Below are 22,270 nucleotides of genomic sequence, written 5' to 3' on the forward strand. Positions count from 1 at the left end.
TATTTGCTTATTGCATCAAAAACTTATAACCGCCAATATTTTTAAGGGCTATACCAGTACCTCTTACTACGGCACGAAGCGGATCTTCCGCCACGTGAACAGGAAGTTTAGTCTTAGCCGCAACCCGCTTATCCAAACCGCGAAGCAAAGCACCACCGCCGGTCAGGTAAATACCCGTCTGGTAAATATCCGCCGAAAGCTCCGGCGGTGTAATTTCAAGCGCCTTCAATATCGCTTCTTCGATCTTCGAAATGGATTTATCCAGGCAATGGGCAATCTCTGTATAAGATACCGTGATCTGCTTAGGCACACCTGTCATCAGGTCCCTGCCCTGCACCGCAAAATCAGAAGGCGGATCCTGAAGCTCCGGCAAAGCCGCACCAACTTCAATTTTGATCTTCTCTGCCGTACGGTCGCCGATCATGATATTATGCTGACGGCGGATGTAGTTAACGATATCCGAGTCAAAATTATCACCCGCCACACGTATCGACTGGTCGCACACAATACCAGATAACGCAATAACCGCAATTTCTGTAGTACCACCGCCTATATCGATGATCATGTTACCCATTGGCTCTTCCACATCGATCCCGATACCTACCGCTGCCGCCATCGGCTCATGGATCAGGTAAACTTCTTTTGCTCCGGCAATCTCCGCCGAATCGCGCACCGCACGTTTCTCCACTTCCGTAATGCCGGAAGGGATACAGATCACCATCCTTAGCGAAGGGAACATCCAGCCCTTCCCACCGTTCAGCATGCGGATCATTCCTTTAATCATGGCCTCAGCAGCATTAAAGTCGGCAATTACACCATCCTTAAGCGGTCTGACGGTACGAATATTATCGTGGGTTTTACCCTCCATTTGCATGGCCTGCCTGCCAATGGCAATAATTTTATTTGTTTGTCTGTCGAAAGCAACGATTGAAGGTTCATCAACCACTACCTTGTCATTATGTATAATCAGGGTGTTTGCCGTGCCAAGATCAATAGCAACCTCCTGTGTGAACCAATTGAATAAACCCATTTATCAGGTAACGTTTTAAAATATTAATATTTCGAGTACTATATTAATGTAAAACTACATCTTTTTATTGTATTCGCAGACAAATAATTAGTGTTTAAAGTGCCTGATTCCGGTCGTTACCATGGCAATTCCCTTATCGTTTGCCATCTTAACAGAATCAGCGTCTTTTATAGATCCACCTGGCTGTAAAACAGCAGTAATTCCTGCTTCAGCAGCAAGTTCCACGCAGTCTGGGAACGGGAAAAACGCATCCGAAGCCATTACAGCACCCTGCAGACTAAAGTTAAAGGACTCAGCCTTCACAACCGCCTGTTTTAATGCGTCAACACGCGAAGTCTGCCCCACACCGCTCGAGATCAGCTGATCATTTTTAACAAAAACGATGGTGTTAGACTTGGTATGTTTTACAATTTTATTGGCAAAGTGCAGGTCTTTCAGTTCCTGTTCCGTAGGCTTTTTTTCCGTTACCGCAGTCATCTGCTCAGGGCCTTCAATAATCAGGTCCTTATCCTGTTCAATGACACCATTAAGTAAAGTCTTGAACTGCCTTTTGCTCAGTTCCACTTCATTACGCTGCAAAATAACACGGTTTTTCTTACCGCGGAAAAGCTCAACTGCTTCAGGTGCATAGGAAGGAGCAATAAGCACTTCAAAAAACAGCTTGTTGATCTCTGTTGCCGTATCCAGGTCTATTTCACGGTTGGCAATTAGTACCCCGCCAAAAGCCGAAACCGGATCGCAGGCCAGCGCTATATTCCAGGCCTCCAGAATGGTTGGCTTAGAAGCTACACCACAAGCATTGGTATGTTTAAGGATAGCAAAGGTAGGCGCCTCAAATTCATCGATCAGGGCAACCGCCGCATCTACGTCAACCAGGTTGTTATAAGAAAGCTCCTTGCCGTTCAGTTTGGTAAACATCGCATCAAGGTCGCCATAATAAACCCCCTGCTGGTGCGGGTTTTCGCCATACCTGAGGGTTTGAGACTGCCCAATACTATGCTTAAATACCGTCAGCGGATCTTCGCTGTTGAAGTAGTTAAATATAGCCGTGTCGTAATTTGATGAAGTATGGAAGGCCTTCTTTGCATAAGCTTTACGCTGCTCGAGGGTGGTTTCGCCGTTTTGTGTTTCCAGCTGTTGCTGTAACACGCCGTAATCATCTTTAGAGGCCAGGATCACCACGTCGTTAAAGTTCTTGGCGGCAGCCCGAATCAGGGAGATACCACCAATGTCAATCTTCTCAATAATCTCAGCTTCAGAGCCGCCCGCTTTAAGCGTTTCTTCAAAAGGATAAAGATCTACAATCACCAGGTCAATTTCCGGAATCTCGTACTGTGCAATCTGCTCCTGATCGGAAGTCAGGTCCCTGCGGTTAAGAATCCCGCCGAAAACCTTAGGATGCAGGGTCTTAACACGTCCGCCCAGGATAGAAGGATAACCTGTAAGGTCCTCAACAGCTGTAACAGGCAGCCCCAGGTCCTTAATGAACTGTTCGGTACCACCTGTAGAAAACAACTGTACACCCTGGCTGGCCAGTAAGCGAACCAGCGGTTCGAGGCCATCTTTATAATAAACTGAAATTAAAGCGTTTTTGATCCTTATCGATTGACTCATCAGCGAAAAATTTTGAGCCGCAAAAATAAGATTTTTAAACCGATAATTGAATAGGCTGAAGGATAAAGTGCAGCTATTTTTTCAACTTTTTAACGATCCCCTCTATGATTCTTGGATAGTGCTGGTGCTCAAGCTGCTGGCCCTTAAACTTGATCATCTCCAAAGTATCTCCCGGCTCTATTTTGTAACGGGCCTGGTGAATGTATTCGCCCTCATCATAATTCTCGTTCACATAATGGATCGTAATGCCGCCCTCAGCATCGCCCGCGGCGATTACCGCATTGTGTACATGGTCGCCATACATGCCTTTTCCACCATACTTAGGGAGTATGGCCGGATGGATATTTACAATCCGCCCTGCGTACTCATTGATCAGCCTGATGGGCACAAGCCAGAGAAATCCGGCAAGCACAATCAGGTCAATATCCAAGTTCCTGAGCAGATCAATTACTTCGTCGGTTTCATAGAACCCGCGGCGGTCAAATACATGCGAGGGGATTTCAAAATTATCTGCACGCTGCAGCACGTAAGCATCCGGGTTGTTGGTCAGCACAAGCGCGATCTCTACCTCAGTACTGTTTTTGAAATGTTCCATCAGTTTCTGGGCGTTTGAACCCGAGCCTGAAGCAAATATGGCAATGCGTTTTTTCATATATTATCCTGGATGCATCAAAAATAGGATTTTAAGCGTGGGCGCAAAATGTTTTATGCAAATTCGCACCTCGCTCTCAGTAAAGCGCAGAAAAAAGCGGACTAAGCCCTGGGAAAGTGTCTTATTGGTATACCACAGGGTGATGTTTGCAATAGGTTTGCATGACCTTTGCTATACCCAAGGGGGTATACCAAACCTATCTCAAACCTGTAGCAGACATGCTGCACAGTGGTAGTTTGCCCAGACTCAGATCTTTAGTTCCGTTTCGTTATCCCGAACTTGTATGGTACAAAAGAGCTTGCGGCCTGCTTTTAAACAAATAAAAAAAAAGTCTTGTCACTTTGTAAATTAAAAACATTAGTTCTATATTTGCAGTCCGAAAAAACGAAAATAAGGAGCTTGGCTCTGAGAAAAAATATTTAACAACAAAAAATGGCAAATCATAAGTCTTCAATAAAAAGAATTAGAGCAAACGCAGCAAAACGTTTACGTAACAGGTACCAGGCAAAAACCACCCGTACTTTTATCAAAAGGTTGCGTGCTGCTGAAGATAAAAAAACAGGATTAGAGCTGCTTCCTAAAGTAGTATCTATGTTGGATCGTTTGGCCAAAAAGAACGTTATTCACAAAAACAAAGCGGCGAACAATAAATCTAAGCTGACTAAGTTTGTTAATGGCTTAAAATAGCATTAGCTTTACAGCATAATAAAACGGGGTATGTGAAAACGTACCCCGTTTTTTGTTTTTAAGCATTTTTTAAATGATGAAGGCATATGAACAAAAATTAGGTATAAAGCTGTGGGCAGAGGCCGACAGGCCGAGGGAGAAACTTTTGCTGCAGGGGCGCAGGCAACTTACAGATGCTGAGCTTATCGCCATCCTGATCGGCTCGGGCAGCAGAAACGAAACGGCGGTCGACCTCAGCAAACGTATTCTCGCATTTTATAGCAATGATCTGGCTGAGCTTGGCCGGGTATCTGTAAAAGACCTCTCTAAGTTTAAAGGCATAGGCGAGGCTAAGGCGCTGGCGATTGTAGCTGCTCTTGAGCTGGGCAGGCGGCGTAAAGAGACGGCAGTACCGTCTATTCGCAAAATGAGCGGAGCTAAAGATGCTTTTGATGTACTTTTGCCGGTATTTGCCGATCTGAATCATGAAGAATTCTGGGTGCTGCTGCTCAACCAGGCCAATGTGGTTATTGGCAAACATCTGATCAGCAAGGGCGGACTTGCAGGAACGGTGGCAGATCCGAAAGTGATCTTTAAAACCGGTCTGGAACACAATGCGGCCAACGTAATCCTGGCGCATAATCATCCCTCCGGAAATCTTAAACCAAGTGAAGCGGATCTTCATATCACCAAAAAGCTTGTGGCGGCCGGACGTATGCTGGATATGCCAGTCCTGGACCATCTCATCATCACCAACCGGCAGTATTTCAGTTTCGCTGATGCGGGACTGATTTAAGGTTTACGCAGATAGCTTTATTTTATATCTTTGCGCTTTACACCGAAATTACAAGATGAAAATATCATATAATTGGCTTAAACAGTTTATTCAAACCGAAAAAACACCTGAGGAACTCTCCCTGATCCTGACCAATATTGGTCTGGAAGTAGAAAGTCTGGAGACTGTGCAACCGGTACCAGGAGGTCTGGAAGGTTTGGTGACGGGCCATGTGTTAACCTGCGCGCAGCATCCTAATGCCGACCGGCTGCGGGTGACTACCGTGGACGTTGGTGGCGCGGAACCATTGCAGATTGTCTGCGGTGCGCCAAACGTAGCAGAGGGTCAGAAGGTTGTTGTAGCTACGGTAGGTACTACGGTTTATCCCAACGAGGGCGAGCCGTTTAAAATCAATAAATCTAAAATACGGGGCGAGGTGTCTGAAGGGATGATCTGTGCGGAGGATGAAATTGGCCTGGGCAATTCTCATGCAGGCATTATGGTACTGCCCGACGAAGTGCTGCCGGGTACTCCTGCAAAGAGCTATTTTAAGCTGGAAGACGATTATATGTTTGAGATCGGTCTGACCCCTAACCGGGCAGATGCTGCGTCGCACCTTGGTGTGGCCAGGGATCTGGCGGCTTATCTGCGTACAAATATTCAGATGCCCGATCTGTCCGGATTTAAGGAAGGCAGCACAGCCGGGATTGAGGTAAGTGTAGAGGATGCAGAAGCTTGTAAGCGCTACAGCAGTCTGACCATCACAGGTGTAACGGTTAAGCCTTCGCCCGACTGGCTGCAGGATAAACTAAAAGTTATCGGCATTCGGCCCATTAATAATATTGTAGACATTACCAATTATGTATTGCACGAGCTGGGTCAGCCTTTACATGCTTTTGATGCCGATCAGATCAGGGGCGGGAAAGTGATTGTCCGCAAATGTGCCGAGGGAACACCCTTTGTAACGCTCGATGGTGTGGAGCGTAAACTTGGGGCGTCTGACCTGATGATCTGTGATGCGGAGGGCCCTATGTGTATTGCAGGTGTTTTTGGCGGCAAAAGCTCAGGTGTTTCTGAAGAAACGGTAAATGTGTTTCTGGAAAGCGCATATTTTGATGCAGTGTCGGTGCGCAAGACTTCCAAGGCACATGGCCTTAAAACGGATGCTTCTTTCCGCTTTGAAAGAGGGACGGATCCGGAAATGACCGTTACGGCGTTAAAACGTGCGGCTTTATTGATTCAGGAACTCGGAGGCGGACAGATCAGTTCTGCTGTTTCTGATATTTATCCTAACCCGGTACAGCCTTTTGATGTGGAAGTAAGTTATGCGAACATCAACAGGCTGATCGGCGCCAGTATTCCTGAGGCGGAAATCCGCGGGATCATTTCGGCGCTGGGTATTGAGATAGCGCAGGAGCAGGGAGGTACATTGTCACTGAAAGTGCCAGCCTTTAAGGTAGACGTAACCCGCGAATGCGACGTTACCGAAGAAGTACTTCGTATATACGGATACAATAACATTGAAATACCAAGTAAGATCAACGCTTCACTGTCGTACAGTGCTAAGCCGGATAGGGAACAAACAAAGCATGTGATAGCAGATATGCTTACGGCCAACGGGTTTTTGGAGATATGGTGCAATTCGCTTACCAAAGGTGCGTATTCGAAAGTGCCTGAAGAAGCGGTGCAGATACTGAATCCGCTGAGCTCCGACCTGAATGTTATGCGTCAGGAGTTGCTGCTTCCGGCGATGGAGAGTGTGGCTTATAACCAGAAAAGAAAGGCGGCCGACCTGAAGTTTTATGAGTTCGGCAAAACTTATCACCTGATCGACGGAAAATATGTGGAGCGTCCGCGCCTGCTGCTGCTGATGTCGGGTGCTACTTTGCCCGAACAATGGAACCACAAAGACACTCCGGTGAGTTTTTACCACCTTAAGGCAGCGGTAGATGCGGTGATGAATCGCCTGGGCGTAGGCAATTATCAGTTGGCCGAAACCCAGGATGCAAATTTTGCGTACGGACTGAAATATTTCCGGGGCGAGAAGGTGATCGTGAGTTTTGGGGCAGCCACGGCTTCGGATAAGAAAAAGGCTGACGTAGACAAAGACGTTTATTATGCAGATTTTGATTGGGCGCTGCTGCTTGATATGGTGAGGAAAAATAAGATCATCAATAAAGACGTGCCGAAATATCCTGCGGTAAGACGGGATCTCTCCATGCTGGTGGATACTACGGTAACCTTCGAGGCATTGAGTACCATCGCCTATAAATCGGACCGCAAGCTGGTGAAGAACGTGCAGGTCTTTGATGTGTATATGGGCGATAAGCTACCCGCCGGTAAGAAATCTTATGCGCTGAACTTTACTTTGCAGGACGAGGAGCAAACGTTAACGGATAAACAAATTGATTCCGTTATGCAAAAGATTATGCATAACTTAGCGCAAACAGCGAATGCCGAGATTAGAAAATAGGCCTGTTTTAAGAAATTTAAGTAGATTTTAGAAATAAAGAGATGTCTTCAGTTGCAGATCAGTTAACCGCAGTGATGCATAAAACAGCCAGGCTGATTGAGTTGTGCAACGCGCTGCAGGAGGAAAATGATCTCTTGAAGCTTGAAAACCAGTCGGTAAAGACGGCCAATGATGTTTACAGGAATAAGCAGGCCGAGCTTGAAGAGAAGATGCGGGTGTTGAAACTGGCGAAAAGCATTGAGGGTACAAGTGAAAAGACTCTTGATATAAAGCAAAAAATTAACGATTTTGTGCGTGAAATAGATAAGTGCGTTTTGCTGCTTAAAAAATAGCAGTAGTGATAGAGTGAAACAAAACTAAGAAATGGGAGAAATCTCGATAAAAATAACCATCGCCGATCGTATTTACCCTCTAAAGGTGAATACTGAGGAGGAGGAAATTGTGAGGCGGGCGGCCAAAATTATCAATGAACGTATAAAGGACTATCAGGAAAATTATGCGGTCAGGGATAAGCAGGATTTGCTTTCGATGGCAGTATTGCATTATGCAACTGCAGTATTGAGGGTAGAAAGTAAGATTCAGACTCAGGACACTGAAGTGGCATCAAAGGTTGGCGAGCTGGATGGTTTATTGAATGATTTTTTCTCTAAATAGTACGTTCTTTATATTAGTAATTGACAAAAAATATTAGCCGCAGCTAGTTTTTGAGTTTCACTATTTTTAAAGCTTAACACTTCAATATTTATAGGATTGAGAGAGTGTATTTCATTTCATAGCATCTGAAAATGACTTAAATCCTAATTATGCTAACGTTGAGGTTTTTAAAATTTGGGACTTGTAAAATTTAGTTGCGGTTTTTTTTTAACGATAAACGGATGGACCCATCCGCAACAGGGCATTAACGTAAATAAAAAATGGAAATATTAGGAATTATAGGATATGTACTTCTCGGTTTAATTATCGGAGTCTTTATAGGCAGGTACCTGCTGCGCAGCCTGCTGAAAAACCAGGAAGTTGCTGCTCAGAACAAAGTAAAAAAGATATTAAAGGATGCGGAAACCAATGCGGAAATCTTGAAAAAGGACCGCTTGCTGGAAGCCAAAGAGAAATTTCTCCAGCTGAAATCTGAACATGAGCAGGAAGTGAATTCCAGGAACAACCAGCTTAATCAGCGTGAGAACTCGCTGAAGCAAAAGGAGCAGTCGCTTAACCAGAAGCTGGAAAACGCAAACCGCAAAGAGCAGGAACTTGATAATCAGCGCAAAAACCTGGAGCGACAAACGGAAATAGCGGTTAAGAAGCAGGAAGAGGTTGATGTACTTAAAAACCAGCATGTGAAACAACTGGAGACCATAGCAGGCCTTACTGCTGAGGAGGCCAGGAGCCAGTTGGTGGAAACGATGAAGCAGGAGGCACGTACTCAGGCCATGATCCAGGTTAAAGACATCGTAGACGATGCTAAGCTTACGGCAACTAAGGAAGCAAAAAAGGTAGTTATTCAAACCATTCAGCGTACAGCTGTAGAAGCTGCTATTGAGAATACGGTATCTATATTCCATATTGAAAGTGATGAGATCAAGGGTCGCGTTATTGGTCGCGAAGGTCGTAACATCAGGGCGCTTGAGGCTGCCACCGGTATTGAGATCATTGTTGACGATACACCGGAGGCAATTATTCTTTCAGGATTTGACCCGGTAAGGAGGGAGATTGCCAGACTTGCCCTGCACCGCCTCGTAACAGACGGCAGGATACACCCGGCGCGTATTGAGGAGGTTGTGGCCAAAACGAAGAAACAAATCGAAGATGAGATCGTGGAGATCGGTGAGCGCACGGTGATTGATCTGGGCATCCATGGTCTGCACCCTGAACTGATCCGTATGGTGGGACGTATGCGTTACCGCTCGTCTTATGGTCAGAACCTGCTGCATCACTCCCGCGAGGTGGCGAATTTCTGCGCAACCATGGCTGCTGAACTTGGGCTGAATGCGAAAATGGCTAAACGTGCCGGCTTACTGCACGATATAGGTAAAGTGCCTGATGACAATCCGGAACTTCCACACGCTATTCTTGGTATGCAACTGGCCGAAAAATATAAGGAGCATCCGGAGATCTGTAACGCTATTGGCGCACACCATGACGAGATAGAGATGACTTCGATGATCTCACCGATCGTTCAGGCTTGCGATGCGATTTCAGGCGCACGTCCGGGTGCACGCCGTGAGGTGGTTGAAAGTTATATCAAGAGATTGAAAGAACTGGAAGAGCTGGCTTTATCATACCCTGGCGTTGAGAAGACCTTTGCCATTCAGGCTGGTCGCGAACTGCGCGTAGTGGTAGAGAGTGAGCGTGTTACCGATCAGCAGGCGGAACTGCTTGCTGCTGATATCTCTAACCGTATACAGACCGAGATGACTTATCCCGGCCAGATTAAGGTAACGGTGATCCGGGAAACCCGTTCTGTTGCTTTTGCGAAGTAAGCACTCAACTATGGCGGCTCCAGCAAAACGTGAGATTGACCGGCTTTTCGAACAGTATTCGGAAAGCCATCAAAACCATACGAACGAGCTATTGCACTGGATATGCGTTCCGCTTATCGTTTTCAGTCTGCTCGGTCTGGTTTGGTCGATACCCTTTCCGCATCTCGAATTTCTGGGCAGGTACAACGGCTATGTGAACTGGGCTTCATTCCTGATCGCATTTTCCGTATATTATTACTATCGTCTTTCTCCGGTGATGTCTTACCTCATGCTGATCCTGATCTTTGTGATGAGCATGGGGATAGTGCAATTGGAGAAACTGGAGGCTGCGGGCGGACCGGCTGTGTGGCAGGTTTGTCTGGGCATTTTTGTCGTGTCCTGGGTGGGGCAGTTCATTGGTCATAAAATAGAGGGTAAAAAGCCCTCTTTTCTCACAGACATTAAATTCTTATTAATAGGACCAATATGGCTTTTGCACTTTCTTTGCAAAAAAGCAGGCCTAAGATATTGAAGCTAAAGGCAGTTAACATTGGCTTAACACTTAGGTAAACAAAAGGTAATTTACACCTAACATAGGCCTAACATTGTGGTAATAGCTTTGCTGGAAATTAATATACAGCAAATTGAAATCACAACTAAATCTTAAAGCCCTGATAATGCTGATTGCAGGCATTATCTTCAGTACTACTGTCTTTTCACAGGATTCCGGCAGAATATCCGGTACAGTTTCAGACAAAAAAACAGGCGAAACGGTCGTCGGTGCTTCTGTAAAGTTAAAAGGCACGAACCGGGGAATGGCTACAGATGCTAACGGGAAATACATCCTGTCTGGTTTATCTGACGGTACTTACACTATTCAGGTGAGTTATGTCGGCTACCTGCCCACCGAAATAACAGATATCACTCTTTCCGGCGGCAAGCTCGTCACGGTAAACGTAATGCTTGAAGAAGAAGCAGGACAATCGCTGCAAAGTGTACAAATCACCGCTAAAGTTAATCGCGAAAATGCGGCGGCTTTGAATGTTGAGCGTAAAAATTCTACACTTGTTATACAAAAGATAGGGGCGCAGGAACTAGCATTAAAAGGTTTGTCGAATGTTAGCGAGGGCGTAACCAAAATTGCTGGTATTTCTGTAGTAGGTAATAAAAATGTGTTTGTCAGAGGGCTGGGCGACAGGTATAATAATACCACACTGAATGGCCTGCCTATCCCTTCCACCAATCCTGATCTTAAACTTATTCCTCTGGATATCTTTCCATCTTCCCTTGTTAAAAATATTGGTGTAACAAAATCATATTCACCTGAGTTGTACGGTGATTTTTCAGGAGGATCGATAGATATAGTGACTAAAGACTATCCTGAAAAGGGATTCTTTAAAGTTGGTATCTCTTCAGGTTACAACTCGATTACCACAGGAAAAGATTTTTTATCGACTAAAGGAAGTGCCCTTAATTATCTAGGCTTTGCTAGAGGTGACCGTGAGTTACCGGCCCGTGTAGCACGTACAAGGGTATTTGAATCTACCAGTCCGGCCAACGCGCCCGGTTTCAATACAGCGTGGTCACCTGAAGAAAGGACTGCTCCGGTAAGTACTGGCTTTAACTTTTCTGGCGGTGATCTGTACACGTTAGAGAGCGGATCACAAGTTGGTTTTTTGGCAAATGTCACTTATAAAAATGATTATCGCTTCAATGATGGCGTTAGCGCTATTTACAATGCGCAACAGGCTCCGGATTATTTTTATAACACGAGGCGCTATAGTTTCACGACAAATACCTCCAGCTTGCTGAACCTGTACTATAAGACTAAAAATAATAATAGCTACTCGATCACTGGTGTCTATGTGAACGATTCAAGCAACGATATTTTTGATCAGAACGGTTTCAAGAATGATTTGAGCGGCAATATATATGCCCGACGAGACGCTTATGTCCAGAACTCTTTGCTGAACACGCAATTCTCCGGAAATAACAGCCTGAGCGATCGTCTGAAGCTAAAGTTTGCGTTTGGATACGCCAACATCAAAGGCAGTACACCGGATAGGGTACAGAATAGCTTTATAGACAATGAAAACGGAACATATTCTTTCCTGAAGTTTAATACCAGCGATAATCACAGGTTTTTTGCTGACCTGGAAGAGGATGATTTCTCAGGAAATGTATCCTTTGAACTGGTCTCTAAAAATGAGGACGCGATCTTTAAAACGCTACAATTTGGTTTTCAGGGAAGACATAAGAACAGGGTATTCGGGTCAAGGCAGATTGATACAAAGATCGGTCTGAGTCCAACACTCATGGTAAATCAGGTAGATCAGTATCTCAATGACGGTAATTTAGGTAGCGGCGAGGATAATGCGACATTCCGTTATCAGGAAAGTTACTTTGCACCAAATAACTATGAGGCCGATCTTTCTGTTGCAGCATCTTATGTCAACTTTAATTTTCAGTTCAATAACAAGTTGAAGTTAATCGCCGGAGTGCGTGGCGAGTATTCAAATCAGAATACTTACTTCAAAACGGGTAACCAAACCTATGATTCCCCTTATCAGGTGAATACGCTTGATAATATAGATATCCTTCCAGCAGCAACACTTAAATACAATTTCACGGAAAGCTCCAACATATTATTTGCAGCAAGTCGGACCATATCCAGGCCCCAGTTTGTGGAAGCTGCGCCTTTCCGATATAACGTTGGATTTGGTATCGCAGAGGGCGAGGGTAACCCAGATCTGGTAAATAGTTCGAACTATAATGCAGATCTAAAGTATGAATGGTACCCAAGCAACAGTGAGCTTGTCGCGCTAAGTGCTTTTGGGAAATATATTGATAAACCGATCGAACTTAGCCAGGTGAATTCTGCCGATCCTCTGTTTACTTATATTAACACCGATCAGGCAATAGTGGCCGGGCTCGAATTTGAGTATAACAGAAACGTCGGAAACATTTTCGGCTCAGGATCCAAAGTTCTGAAGGCTATGTCGGCCGGAATTAATGCTTCGTATATTTATAGTCAGATCAAAGTGTCTGATGAGACGATCAATACTTCGGCGAAACCTATAGCACCGACGAACAGATCAAGGCCACTTTTTGGGGCATCTCCTTATCTGGTAAATCTGGACTACAGTTACCGTCAAGAATGGTCGGCAAAATCAAATACCACTTTTACGGTAACATACAATGTTTTCGGAAAGCGGTTGTTCGTTGCTGGCGCGCAGCAGGCAGGCGACATATACGAGATGCCGGTAAATACGCTGGATTTCATCGTTAACACTAAGATCAATAGCAGGATAGGGCTAGACTTAAGTGTTGGTAATATACTAAACCCTACAGTGAAGTTCCAGCAGGAGTTTAATGACAATAATCTATCTTATAATGAGTATAAGAAAGGTACTAACGTGGGAATCAATCTGAACTACACCTTCTAGTCTTTAACAATTCATTAACACAAAAATACCGGTCTAATAACATTACGTTAATTATCGCTTAATAGTAGACCGGTTATTTTGTAACATAAAATTAAAGCAAATAAAACACAATGAATACATCAAAAATTTCAAAGGTCTTTTTCTTCGCTGCATTAGCCGGAGCTTCAGTTTTTACTTCATGTAAAAAAGACAAGGTCGAGAACGGTGGTGATTTAACCGGAGTTCTTCCAAATGGTTCTGTAATCACTGGCAACATCACGGAAAATGTGACGTTGGGTAAAGGGAATACCTATACCTTAAAAGGAGGAGTACACGTTAAGAGTAACAAAACACTTACCATACAGGAGGGCGTGGTTGTGAAGTCTGACGCAACGGAGCCAACAACAGCTTATTTACTTATTGAGCCAGGAGCTAAGATTATGGCTGAAGGCACGGCTTCAAGTCCTATCATTTTTACATCCGGTGCCGCTGCTCCGAAAGAACAGGATTGGGGCGGAATCATTATCTGCGGTAATGCTCCGGTGAACGGCGAAGGTGGCAGGATTGCTTCTGAAATGGGTGCAGGCGTAACTTATGGCGGTCAAAATGCGGATGATAACTCCGGTGTTCTTAAGTATGTTCGTGTGGAATTTACTGGTAAAAAGCAAACGGCTGATAAGGAACATAACGGTTTTACCTTCGAAGGCGTTGGCCGCGGTACTGTTGTTGAGCACCTGGCTGTTTACAGAGGAGGAGACGATGCTTTTGAATGGTTTGGCGGTACTGTTAACGTGAAATATCTTTTCGCATACGGTGCACAAGATGATACATTTGACTGGACATTCGGATGGAGCGGAAATGCTCAATTCCTTGTGGGTGTACAGGCAGATGGTGTGGCCGACAGAGGGATGGAGGCTGACAACAGCAATAAAAATAATGCAGCTAACCCATACTCAAATCCCACTATTTCGAATGTGACATTAGTTGGTTCTACAACTGCAAAAACTGGTGATGACCCGACTTCAGCAACAGAAACTGGAAAGACGCTGGGACTTAAGCTCCGCGAAGGTACTAAAGGAAAACTTCACAATTTCGTTGTGTACAATTTCAACAACGGAATAGATGTAGAGCATGATGGAACTTTAGCTAACATGGCGGATGGTTCACTGGCAATCAAAAACTCTGATATTTCAAATGTTAAAGCTTTCGTATTTAAACATACTACACCTACAGGTGGAACCCGTCCGGTGTTTAACGGTGTGAATATGTTTCTGAATGCAGCTTATGCAAACACTGTGAACGAAGCTAATGCGAAGCCAGCATATATCACAGGAGTATTTGTTGGTTCTACTGCAACTGGCGCCGTAAATCCTACTACGCTTGGAACTTTCTTTACGGCAGCTAACTATAAAGGTGCAGTTGAAGCAGGTAATGACTGGACCAACGCAGCATGGGTGAGAACAGATAAAAGATAGTCTTTTCACTTTGCGAACAAAAAAGCGGGTACTTACATGGCACCCGCTTTTTTATTTGATGGCTCATAAGCATATACAACCTGGAAAGGGGTATTTCTGTATTTCGCTGCCAGTTTTCCTAGCTTAAGCTCCTTGCGTTGAGGAGTTGGTTCACAAACCGTGTAAAGTTTGTCTTTGTAAATGACGGGCTGCCCCTGAGGTTTATCGAACTGTACAGCCATTGTAATATGTGTAGGATACAACATGGCAATCATGGGCAGGTCGTAGATCTCCTTAACAAGGTAGAAAAACAGCGCGACCCGATCATCGCAATCACTGGCACTGGAAAATAGTGTTTGTTCAGGAGATAAACGTTTTTCTTTTCCAAACTGCCTGGTGTCATCTTCATACAAAAGCGCATGTCGTGTAAACTTCATCAGATAGTCCACACCTTTTTTTTGTGACATACCCTTAACGTTGCTCTTAAGCATTGGTATAAGGGAACTATATGTTTCTTTTGTCAAGGGTATATTAAAATAATACTCAAAATCGACCCCTGGATAGTTCTTAAAGATGGCCTCTAATTCCTGGTTGACCTTGATGTCAAAATGATAAGACTTTTGTCCGTATTGAAAGGAAAGCCGCTTGTCGGTATAGGCTGAGGGCTTGAAATTGGGCATACAAGTGACTTTATAAGAAAATGCCCCCTTGGCTGTGGGAAGACCAATCATATAATCCGAAGATACTCGCGTAAAGTCTGTATTTGAGTAATCGTGATAATTTAGGCACATGTATTTTCTGCCGCCTATATTAATAGAAGGAATATCCGAGATGTTTTCATTGTTGTACACAAAAAAAACCAATCGTTTGTCACTGATCGTTAGTCTTGCATCGAATCCCGATTTAACCATCAGAAACCATTTATAGAAGGTGTAACGCTCATAGGAATTTTGCTTGGGACTGATTGCTTGTGCGGTCCGACGGACTAGCTGATAATAAAGCCAGTCGTTTAGTTGATTCGCTTCTTTATAGTTTAGTAATGTATCTATGATAGGAGCAATTGCGGCTTCAGTCACGAGCTTTTCATAGCAAGACCCAATGTACTCTGTAGAAAGCGAATCCGGTTGAGGTACAAGGATAGACGAATCCAACGCTACGTTGAAAGTTTTGTCGGAAAATTCATAACTAATCGTCAGCTTCCTGGTCTGGCTCTGGGCGTGAACTGTTATTATCGTCAGTATAGCTGCTATATAAAACAATTTTAACCTGCCCATAATGTTTTAGTTAATGATTTGGTTACACTAAATATACATAAATTTAACATATGTTGCTACGATCGGTTTGTTATATTTTTAGTGTAATCGTAACTAGAGGTTAACAATGACTTAATACATCAACTCTACTTTTGTGTTGTAAATATTTGGTTAGTATTTATACGTTTAGGTTTAGTTGATAACATAAAGCCACGATGGATGTCGTGGCTTTATGTTTTGGTACAGTTTGTGCACGTTGGCTACCACACCTGAATTACGTTTCGATATGGAAAACTTCACGATGCTTCAGTTTTTTGAATGGTATTATCCGGCCGACGGCAGTCTCTGGAATTTCTTTAAAAGCGAAGCGAAACGGTTAAAAGGCATTGGGATAGATAGTGTTTGGCTGCCTCCGGCTCATAAAGGTATGGATGGAAGCGAGTCAACGGGCTACGATGTTTATGATATTTATGACCTCGGTGAGTTCGATCAGAAAGGAAGTGTGAGTACCAAATATGGTACGAAGGATGAATTCTTGGCTGCAGTTAAAGCAGGGCGGGAAGCTGGTCTACAGGTTTATGCGGATATTGTGCTGAACCATATGGGTGGTGCTGATGAGACTGAAGAGGTAACGGTGCGGAAGGTTAACCCGGACAACCGGAATGAATTTATCAGCGAGCCTTATGTGATCGAGGCGTTCACTCGTTTTACCTTTCCCGGAAGAAAAGGCAGGTATTCTGAGTTTATCTGGGACCATCAATGCTTCGCAGGGGTTGATTATGATGCGAGAAATGATGAGACGGCTATATACCGGATACAGAACCAATATGGGGATGGATGGCAGGAGGTGCTCTCTGATGAGTTTGGTAACTACGATTATTTAATGCTTTCGGATATCGAATATCGTAATCCGCATGTGCGGGAGGAACTGAAGCGTTGGGGAAAGTGGTTTTATGAGACAGTTGGTTTCAACGGGTTCCGTTTAGACGCGATAAAGCATATGGATCCGCAGTTCTTCAATGAATGGCTTGATTTTATGCGTTCTGAATACCAGGAAGAGTTTTATACGGTGGGCGAATATTGGGCGCCAGGCGATCTGGCTGGATTGCTGCGATACATTGAGGTTACGGAAGGCCGGATGTCTTTGTTTGATGCTCCTTTGCAGGCTAATTTTCATGCCGCTTCTAAAGCGGGCGATGGTTACGACCTGCGGACTATTTTTGACAATACGCTGCTGCAGGCCAGGCCTGAACTGGCTGTAACGCTTGTAGAGAATCATGATACACAGCCGCTTCAGTCGCTGGAACAAACTGTTGAGCCCTGGTTCCGGCCTTTGGCTTACGCCTTGATCCTGCTGCGGGAGGCAGGATATCCCTGCGTTTTCTACGCCGATTTATACGGTTCGAAATATGAGGATACAGGAGGCGACGGCAATGCACATGAAGTGACCATGCAAAGAATGGCCGGACTGGAGGAAATGCTGCATGTACGAAAAAAGCTAGCTTATGGCATGCAGCGCGATTATATGGATGATCCGCAGTGTTTAGGCTGGACGCGTGAGGGCGACGAGGAACATGAGGGTTCTGGCTGCGCCGTGCTTCTTACGAATGGAGCTGAAAGGGTAAAGGCGATGGAAATGGGAAAGGCTTTCGCTGGCAAGACGTTTAAAGACATTCTCGGCCACGTGGAAGGCGAGGTGCTGATCAACGAGGAAGGCTGGGGCGACTTTAAGGTGAATGGCGGATCTGTATCTGTCTGGGTACCCGCTTAAATATTCTTGCCTATTTTCTCCAGCATTTCGGCCGGGATGTTTTGAGTGTCCACGAGCAGGAAACCGTCCAGGCAATCAGAAAATTTCGGATCGATATTAAAGCAGATGATCTTGGCGTTCAGGTTCATGTATTGCCTGAGCAGTACGGGAATCTTGATGTGTGAGTTTTCGATATCTGATATGAGGCTGTCGAGATCTTTCAGTGACTCACTGCTTTCAATGAGCAGGTCTTTATCGATGGCTGAGAGGTCGGCCTTAAACTTATTCTTTGGCTTCACATAATGTGCCAGCTCATAGTCGAAATGGTTTTTGGTGATGTAATCTACGATGAGCGACTTGGAGAACTTGGAGAAGCTGTTACTGATGCTGACCGGTCCGAACATATATCGGTACTGCGGATTGTCGAGCAGGTACTTTAATATGCCTTTCCATAACAGGAACAGGGGAAGGGGCTTTTGCTGATATTCCTTTCTGATCCATGACCTGCCCAGTTCTATGCCTTTACGCAAAATAGGGTAAAAGGGTTCCTTGATTTTGAAGAGCTCAGAAAGATAGAAGCCCCGCCGGCCCATGGTGTTCAGGATTTCGTCGCCACGGCCGATGCGGTAGGCGCCGACAATGTTTTCCTGCTCTTTGTCCCAGATGAAAAGGTGATTGTAATAAATGTCGTAATTATCCAGGTCGATCTTCTTGTTTGTCCCTTCCCCTACCTCGCGGAAAGTGATCTCTCTTAGTCGGCCGATTTCCTTGAGTATATTGGGGATGTTGGAGGTAGGTGTGATATATACTTCGTAGTTCTTTTCGGTCCAGACGCGGAAATTTTCAAGCGTTTGCACTTCGGCACTGATGATATGCCGCTCGGTCTCTTCTACAACAGGTTCGGGTTTTTTCTTGATCTTGAATAGGCTGATCGGGTTGAAGAGCTTTCTTTCTTCTTCGAGCCCCGTACCCAGTGCATAGGTGCGGGCGCGTAAAAAGTCGAGCAGCTTATTGGTGTTATTGCGATAGGAGATATCTTCTATATTGATGGGCTTACCGATCCGTACCCTGATTTTAAGGCCTTGCTTATTCAGGAACTCGGAAGGTAGTTTGGCCGTACGGAGCGTAGGGTGAATGAAACTTAGGATATTGAACAATACGCCGTTGTTGCCATGGAAATAGATGGGCACCACGGGTACTTTGGCCCTGGCGATCAGTTTCCCGACTACAGGATGCCATAAGCGGTCTGTGATCTCCTGTTTGTCCAGGCTGAAGGTGGAGACTTCACCCGCCGGAAAGATACCTATTGGTACGCCCGATTGCAGTAAGTCGAACGTAGCCTTCAATCCGCTTATGCTTGAGGAATGCTGAACGTTCTCAAAGGGGTTTACGGCTACAAAGAATTCGCTGAGGTTGGGGATCTTCTTCAGGATGAAGTTGACCATGACTTTAGCTTCAGGTCTGACCGTGCAAAGCAGTTTTACCAGCGCCAGTCCCTCAATTCCGCCGTAAGGGTGATTGGCGATGGCGATGAAACCGCCGGTCTTAGGGATGTTCTTCAGGTCATCTTCATCGAAGTCGATGGAAACACCAATCGTTTCTAATATTTTGTCCACGAACTCCAGACCGCTGAAATCTTTGTTTTGTGAGAAAACTTTATTGATATCGTTGAGCTTCATGATCTCCATGAGCAGGGCGGCTAAGCCGGGTACGCCGAGTTTGTCTATTTTGGTGGCTTTGGCGAACTCCTGGGTGGTAATGATTTTCATTGATTGGTGGTGTTTGGTATTGTTTTCAAAAATACGAAGATTTATGAGTTCGCTCACCGTATAAGCTAATTTAGATATAATTTAGTCGACATGAGACAGTGGATTAATCAATATTTTAGTTTATCTAAGCGGGAGTTTAATGCTGTTCTTTTTCTGATTGCCCTGATTGCGGCCCTCGCTTTGTGCGCTTACCTTGTTTCGCCATCAGCAGAAATTTCCGCTAAGGAGCGCGAGACCTTCCGGGCGGAGATTGAAGCGCTTGTAGCTTCTGAACGTGTTGGCTACCATAATAGGACCAGTGACATGGGAAGTGTTTTAGCGACCGCTTCGCGGCCAACCGCTGCCCGGCTGTTCTATTTTGATCCGAATAAAATGCAAGTGGATGACTGGGAGCGCCTGGGGCTTAGTCCCAGGCAGGCTGCGGCCGTTGTTAAATATGTAACGGCTGGCGGTAGTTTTAAAAGACCGGAGGACTTGCAGAAGATGTATACGATCAGCAAAGTTCAGTATCAGCGCCTGGCGCCATTCGTGCGGATTGATGCGCCTGTAAAGCAGGAGGTAATTGTAAAGCTGGGCGAAAGAATGCCTGGCGTAGGACTGCCTGTCCGTACACGGGAAGTCATTGAACTGAACACGGCCGACAGTGCCCGCCTTTGCGAGATTGATGGGGTAGGGCCGGCATTTGCCCGGCGGATTATTGTGTACAGACAGCGCTTGGGCGGTTTTTTTAAAAAGGAACAACTGCTGGAAGTGTTTGGATTGGACTCGGTCCGTTACAATCAGATTGCCCCTCAGGTGAGTATAGATGTTACTCAGCTTAGAAAAATCAATATCAATACGGCCGATCATGCCACACTGAAAAGGCTTCCATATCTGAGGTATAAGCAGATAAATGCGCTGATTGAATACCGCAATCAGCATGGTAGTTACGGGCATGCTGCAGATTTAGCAAAAATAACTATTTTGACTCCCGACATCATTGAAAGGGTGGTGCCGTATTTAACCTTTTGAGTTATGATTGAAAATGCCATTAGAGCTGCGCTGAGAGACGTACACGATTTTCCCAAACCGGGTATTGTTTTTAAAGATATTACACCGATTCTGAAAGACCCTGTGTTATGCGCCAGGATAAACGAGGCATTGTTTTCCGAAGCCCGCAAACTGGACGTTGACGTGGTGGCCGGGATAGAAAGCCGGGGCTTTTTGTTCGGGCCGGCACTGGCCCAGTCGCTGGCTGTGCCGTTTGTGCCCATCAGGAAGTCGGGTAAGTTGCCGTACACCACGGTTGAGCAGAGTTATGATCTGGAATATGGAAGTGCGACAATTGAGTGCCATGCCGATGCCTTTGAACCTGGACAAAAAGTTTTGATCCATGATGACCTGCTCGCTACTGGCGGTACTGTGGTCGCGGCCTCACAATTGGTAGCTAAGCTTCAAGCTGTGGTTGCGGGATATTCGTTCGTGATTGCGCTGGATTTCCTGAACGGACGGGATAAGCTGAAGCCGTATGCAGATGAGATACATGCGTTGATATCGTTTTGACCCGCAGGCGCTGCAAATAAATTTTAAAAAAATTAGCGGCTCCTAAGCGGCGATGGAAAATGGCCGGGTTAGGTTTCTGAACCAAATACTGTTTCATTCTGTTTTTAGCCAAACTTTTACGCTGTGCCGGTGTAGTTTAATTTAATTATTATTGCCGGGATCAAGTATAAAAATATGGTAGAAATGACAGAGAATCAATCAGGTTATAGTTTTGCTGTTTCGGAGAATCAGCGTATGATCCGGAGTATGGTAAGTGATTTTGCCGAGCGCCATATTCGGCCTGAGGTAATGGACTGGGATGAGCGTCAGCATTTCCCTGTGGAACTCTTTAAACAGTTTGGCGAACTGGGCCTGATGGGGGTGCTTGTGCCTGAAGAATATGGCGGCTCGGGTTTTGGCTACCAGGAATATGTGGATGTGATTGTGGAGGTGGCGAAAGTATGTGGTTCGGTTGGACTTTCCCTGGCTGCGCATAACTCGTTATGCACCGGGCATATCCTGGCATTCGGAAACGAGGAACAGAAAAGGCGCTGGCTGCCCAGGCTGGCGACTGGAGAATGGATTGGGGCATGGGGGCTCACGGAGGCAAATACAGGCTCTGATGCATTACGTATGACGACCACAGCGGTGCTTGACGGGGATGAGTATGTGATTAATGGTGCCAAGAACTGGATCACTCACGGAAAGAGCGGCGACGTGGCCGTGGTTATGGTTCGCACGGGTGAGAAAGGTAGTTCGGCAGGTATCTCGGCTATCGTAGTGGAACGGAATACCCCTGGTTTCATGGCTGGTAAAAAGGAGAATAAGCTTGGTATGCGGGCATCGGAAACCACGGAGATGATCTTTGATAACTGCCGGGTGCCGAAGGCTAACCTTTTGGGAACGGAGGGGGAAGGCTTTAAGCAGGCGATGAAGGTGCTTGATGGCGGGCGTATTTCTATAGCAGCGCTTTCCCTGGGCATTGCCAAAGGTGCTTATGAGGCAGCGGTTGCCTATGCAAAGGAAAGGCATCAGTTTGGTCAGCCGATAGCTAGTTTTCAGGGTATCAGTTTTAAGCTGGCTGATATGGCCACGGAGATTGAAGCAGCGGAACTGCTGATCAGGCAGGCGGCAGACTTGAAGAACAGGCGTATGCCGGTGACTAAAGAGTCGGCCATGGCCAAATATTATGCATCGGAAGTGGCGGTAAGGGCTTCGACGGAAGCGGTACAGATTTTTGGCGGTTATGGCTATACCAAAGATTTCCCGGTAGAAAAATTTTACCGTGACAGCAAGCTGTGTACCATAGGGGAAGGTACTTCTGAGATACAGAAGATTGTGATTGCCCGCGAAGTTCTGAAAGATTAAATGTTTTTATTTGATTATGAGTTATTAATTGTATCTTTGCAATCCTAAAAACAACGAGAGGAGG

Annotated in this window: 18 protein-coding genes; 13 read left to right on the forward strand and 5 right to left on the reverse strand. The window is 45.3% G+C overall.

Going from position 1 to position 22,270, the window contains the following annotated elements; all coding sequences use genetic code 11:
* Window positions 1–7: 7 nt before the first annotated feature.
* The 3 genes from J3P40_RS07145 to purN all read right to left on the reverse strand — a co-directional run bounded on the left by J3P40_RS07145 (window position 8) and on the right by purN (window position 3,296).
* Entirely contained in the window at window positions 8–1,030 is a 1,023-nt protein-coding gene (locus J3P40_RS07145) for a rod shape-determining protein (RefSeq protein ID WP_084241394.1), read from the reverse strand.
* 87 nt (window positions 1,031–1,117) lie between these two features.
* Window positions 1,118–2,644: a bifunctional phosphoribosylaminoimidazolecarboxamide formyltransferase/IMP cyclohydrolase gene (gene purH / locus J3P40_RS07150; RefSeq protein ID WP_256004174.1), complete on the reverse strand. Its 1,527-nt coding sequence runs from the start codon at window positions 2,642–2,644 to the stop codon at window positions 1,118–1,120.
* Between the two features lie 73 nt (window positions 2,645–2,717).
* Complete coding sequence (gene purN, locus J3P40_RS07155; protein WP_256004176.1) at window positions 2,718–3,296, reverse strand: phosphoribosylglycinamide formyltransferase; 579 nt, start codon at window positions 3,294–3,296, stop codon at window positions 2,718–2,720.
* A 432-nt stretch (window positions 3,297–3,728) separates the two neighbouring features.
* On the opposite strand from purN, the gene rpsT reads away from it, so the two are divergent.
* The 9 genes from rpsT to J3P40_RS07200 all read left to right on the forward strand — a co-directional run bounded on the left by rpsT (window position 3,729) and on the right by J3P40_RS07200 (window position 14,566).
* Window positions 3,729–3,983: a 30S ribosomal protein S20 gene (gene rpsT, locus J3P40_RS07160; RefSeq protein ID WP_256004177.1), complete on the forward strand. Its 255-nt coding sequence runs from the start codon at window positions 3,729–3,731 to the stop codon at window positions 3,981–3,983.
* Between the two features lie 76 nt (window positions 3,984–4,059).
* A complete protein-coding gene (radC, locus tag J3P40_RS07165; protein WP_256007057.1) occupies window positions 4,060–4,758 on the forward strand; it encodes a RadC family protein in 699 nt (232 codons plus the stop codon).
* A 55-nt stretch (window positions 4,759–4,813) separates the two neighbouring features.
* Window positions 4,814–7,210 carry a phenylalanine--tRNA ligase subunit beta gene (gene pheT, locus J3P40_RS07170; RefSeq protein ID WP_256004179.1) on the forward strand — a complete coding sequence of 799 codons (2,397 nt, stop codon included), beginning with the start codon at window positions 4,814–4,816 and terminating at the stop codon, window positions 7,208–7,210.
* 41 nt (window positions 7,211–7,251) lie between these two features.
* On the forward strand, window positions 7,252–7,542 hold the full coding sequence (locus J3P40_RS07175; RefSeq protein WP_256004181.1) for a hypothetical protein: 291 nt from the start codon (window positions 7,252–7,254) through the stop codon (window positions 7,540–7,542).
* A gap of 31 nt (window positions 7,543–7,573) precedes the next feature.
* A complete protein-coding gene (locus J3P40_RS07180) occupies window positions 7,574–7,864 on the forward strand; it encodes a cell division protein ZapA (protein WP_256004183.1) in 291 nt (96 codons plus the stop codon).
* Between the two features lie 260 nt (window positions 7,865–8,124).
* Window positions 8,125–9,687 carry a ribonuclease Y gene (rny, locus tag J3P40_RS07185; RefSeq protein WP_256004184.1) on the forward strand — a complete coding sequence of 521 codons (1,563 nt, stop codon included), beginning with the start codon at window positions 8,125–8,127 and terminating at the stop codon, window positions 9,685–9,687.
* 10 nt (window positions 9,688–9,697) lie between these two features.
* Entirely contained in the window at window positions 9,698–10,198 is a 501-nt protein-coding gene (locus J3P40_RS07190; RefSeq protein WP_256004185.1) for an Mpo1 family 2-hydroxy fatty acid dioxygenase, read from the forward strand.
* 112 nt (window positions 10,199–10,310) lie between these two features.
* Complete coding sequence (locus tag J3P40_RS07195; protein ID WP_256004186.1) at window positions 10,311–13,112, forward strand: TonB-dependent receptor; 2,802 nt, start codon at window positions 10,311–10,313, stop codon at window positions 13,110–13,112.
* A 110-nt stretch (window positions 13,113–13,222) separates the two neighbouring features.
* Entirely contained in the window at window positions 13,223–14,566 is a 1,344-nt protein-coding gene (locus J3P40_RS07200; protein ID WP_256004187.1) for a beta-helix domain-containing protein, read from the forward strand.
* A 32-nt stretch (window positions 14,567–14,598) separates the two neighbouring features.
* Here the strand turns inward: J3P40_RS07200 and J3P40_RS07205 are convergent, their stop codons facing one another.
* Complete coding sequence (locus tag J3P40_RS07205; protein ID WP_256004189.1) at window positions 14,599–15,819, reverse strand: hypothetical protein; 1,221 nt, start codon at window positions 15,817–15,819, stop codon at window positions 14,599–14,601.
* Window positions 15,820–16,084: 265 nt separating this feature from the next.
* On the opposite strand from J3P40_RS07205, the gene J3P40_RS07210 reads away from it, so the two are divergent.
* A complete protein-coding gene (locus J3P40_RS07210) occupies window positions 16,085–17,569 on the forward strand; it encodes an alpha-amylase (protein ID WP_256004192.1) in 1,485 nt (494 codons plus the stop codon).
* Here the strand turns inward: J3P40_RS07210 and J3P40_RS07215 are convergent.
* On the reverse strand, window positions 17,566–19,317 hold the full coding sequence (locus J3P40_RS07215) for a bifunctional lysophospholipid acyltransferase family protein/GNAT family N-acetyltransferase (protein WP_256004194.1): 1,752 nt from the start codon (window positions 19,315–19,317) through the stop codon (window positions 17,566–17,568). The genes J3P40_RS07210 and J3P40_RS07215 overlap by 4 nt on opposite strands.
* A 90-nt stretch (window positions 19,318–19,407) precedes the next feature.
* On the opposite strand from J3P40_RS07215, the gene J3P40_RS07220 reads away from it, so the two are divergent.
* From J3P40_RS07220 to J3P40_RS07230, 3 genes are all read left to right on the forward strand, one after another.
* Window positions 19,408–20,328: a ComEA family DNA-binding protein gene (locus J3P40_RS07220; RefSeq protein ID WP_256004196.1), complete on the forward strand. Its 921-nt coding sequence runs from the start codon at window positions 19,408–19,410 to the stop codon at window positions 20,326–20,328.
* 3 nt (window positions 20,329–20,331) lie between these two features.
* Window positions 20,332–20,859 carry an adenine phosphoribosyltransferase gene (locus tag J3P40_RS07225; RefSeq protein WP_256004198.1) on the forward strand — a complete coding sequence of 176 codons (528 nt, stop codon included), beginning with the start codon at window positions 20,332–20,334 and terminating at the stop codon, window positions 20,857–20,859.
* Between the two features lie 183 nt (window positions 20,860–21,042).
* A complete protein-coding gene (locus tag J3P40_RS07230; RefSeq protein ID WP_256004200.1) occupies window positions 21,043–22,206 on the forward strand; it encodes an acyl-CoA dehydrogenase in 1,164 nt (387 codons plus the stop codon).
* Window positions 22,207–22,270 lie beyond the last annotated feature (64 nt).

It is taken from the genome of Pedobacter deserti (assembly GCF_024436415.1).
Taxonomy (GTDB): domain Bacteria; phylum Bacteroidota; class Bacteroidia; order Sphingobacteriales; family Sphingobacteriaceae; genus Pedobacter; species Pedobacter faecalis.

Coding starts and splice junctions, on each gene's coding strand:
- purH (WP_256004174.1), bottom strand. CDS start 2,644: ATGAGTCAATCGATAAGGATCAAAAACGCTTTAATTTCAGTTTATTAT.
- rpsT (WP_256004177.1), top strand. CDS start 3,729: ATGGCAAATCATAAGTCTTCAATAAAAAGAATTAGAGCAAACGCAGCA.
- J3P40_RS07215 (WP_256004194.1), bottom strand. CDS start 19,317: ATGAAAATCATTACCACCCAGGAGTTCGCCAAAGCCACCAAAATAGAC.
- J3P40_RS07205 (WP_256004189.1), bottom strand. CDS start 15,819: ATGGGCAGGTTAAAATTGTTTTATATAGCAGCTATACTGACGATAATA.
- purN (WP_256004176.1), bottom strand. CDS start 3,296: ATGAAAAAACGCATTGCCATATTTGCTTCAGGCTCGGGTTCAAACGCC.
- rny (WP_256004184.1), top strand. CDS start 8,125: ATGGAAATATTAGGAATTATAGGATATGTACTTCTCGGTTTAATTATC.
- J3P40_RS07190 (WP_256004185.1), top strand. CDS start 9,698: ATGGCGGCTCCAGCAAAACGTGAGATTGACCGGCTTTTCGAACAGTAT.
- pheT (WP_256004179.1), top strand. CDS start 4,814: ATGAAAATATCATATAATTGGCTTAAACAGTTTATTCAAACCGAAAAA.
- J3P40_RS07220 (WP_256004196.1), top strand. CDS start 19,408: ATGAGACAGTGGATTAATCAATATTTTAGTTTATCTAAGCGGGAGTTT.
- J3P40_RS07180 (WP_256004183.1), top strand. CDS start 7,574: ATGGGAGAAATCTCGATAAAAATAACCATCGCCGATCGTATTTACCCT.
- J3P40_RS07200 (WP_256004187.1), top strand. CDS start 13,223: ATGAATACATCAAAAATTTCAAAGGTCTTTTTCTTCGCTGCATTAGCC.
- radC (WP_256007057.1), top strand. CDS start 4,060: ATGAAGGCATATGAACAAAAATTAGGTATAAAGCTGTGGGCAGAGGCC.
- J3P40_RS07175 (WP_256004181.1), top strand. CDS start 7,252: ATGTCTTCAGTTGCAGATCAGTTAACCGCAGTGATGCATAAAACAGCC.
- J3P40_RS07230 (WP_256004200.1), top strand. CDS start 21,043: ATGACAGAGAATCAATCAGGTTATAGTTTTGCTGTTTCGGAGAATCAG.
- J3P40_RS07225 (WP_256004198.1), top strand. CDS start 20,332: ATGATTGAAAATGCCATTAGAGCTGCGCTGAGAGACGTACACGATTTT.
- J3P40_RS07210 (WP_256004192.1), top strand. CDS start 16,085: ATGGAAAACTTCACGATGCTTCAGTTTTTTGAATGGTATTATCCGGCC.
- J3P40_RS07145 (WP_084241394.1), bottom strand. CDS start 1,030: ATGGGTTTATTCAATTGGTTCACACAGGAGGTTGCTATTGATCTTGGC.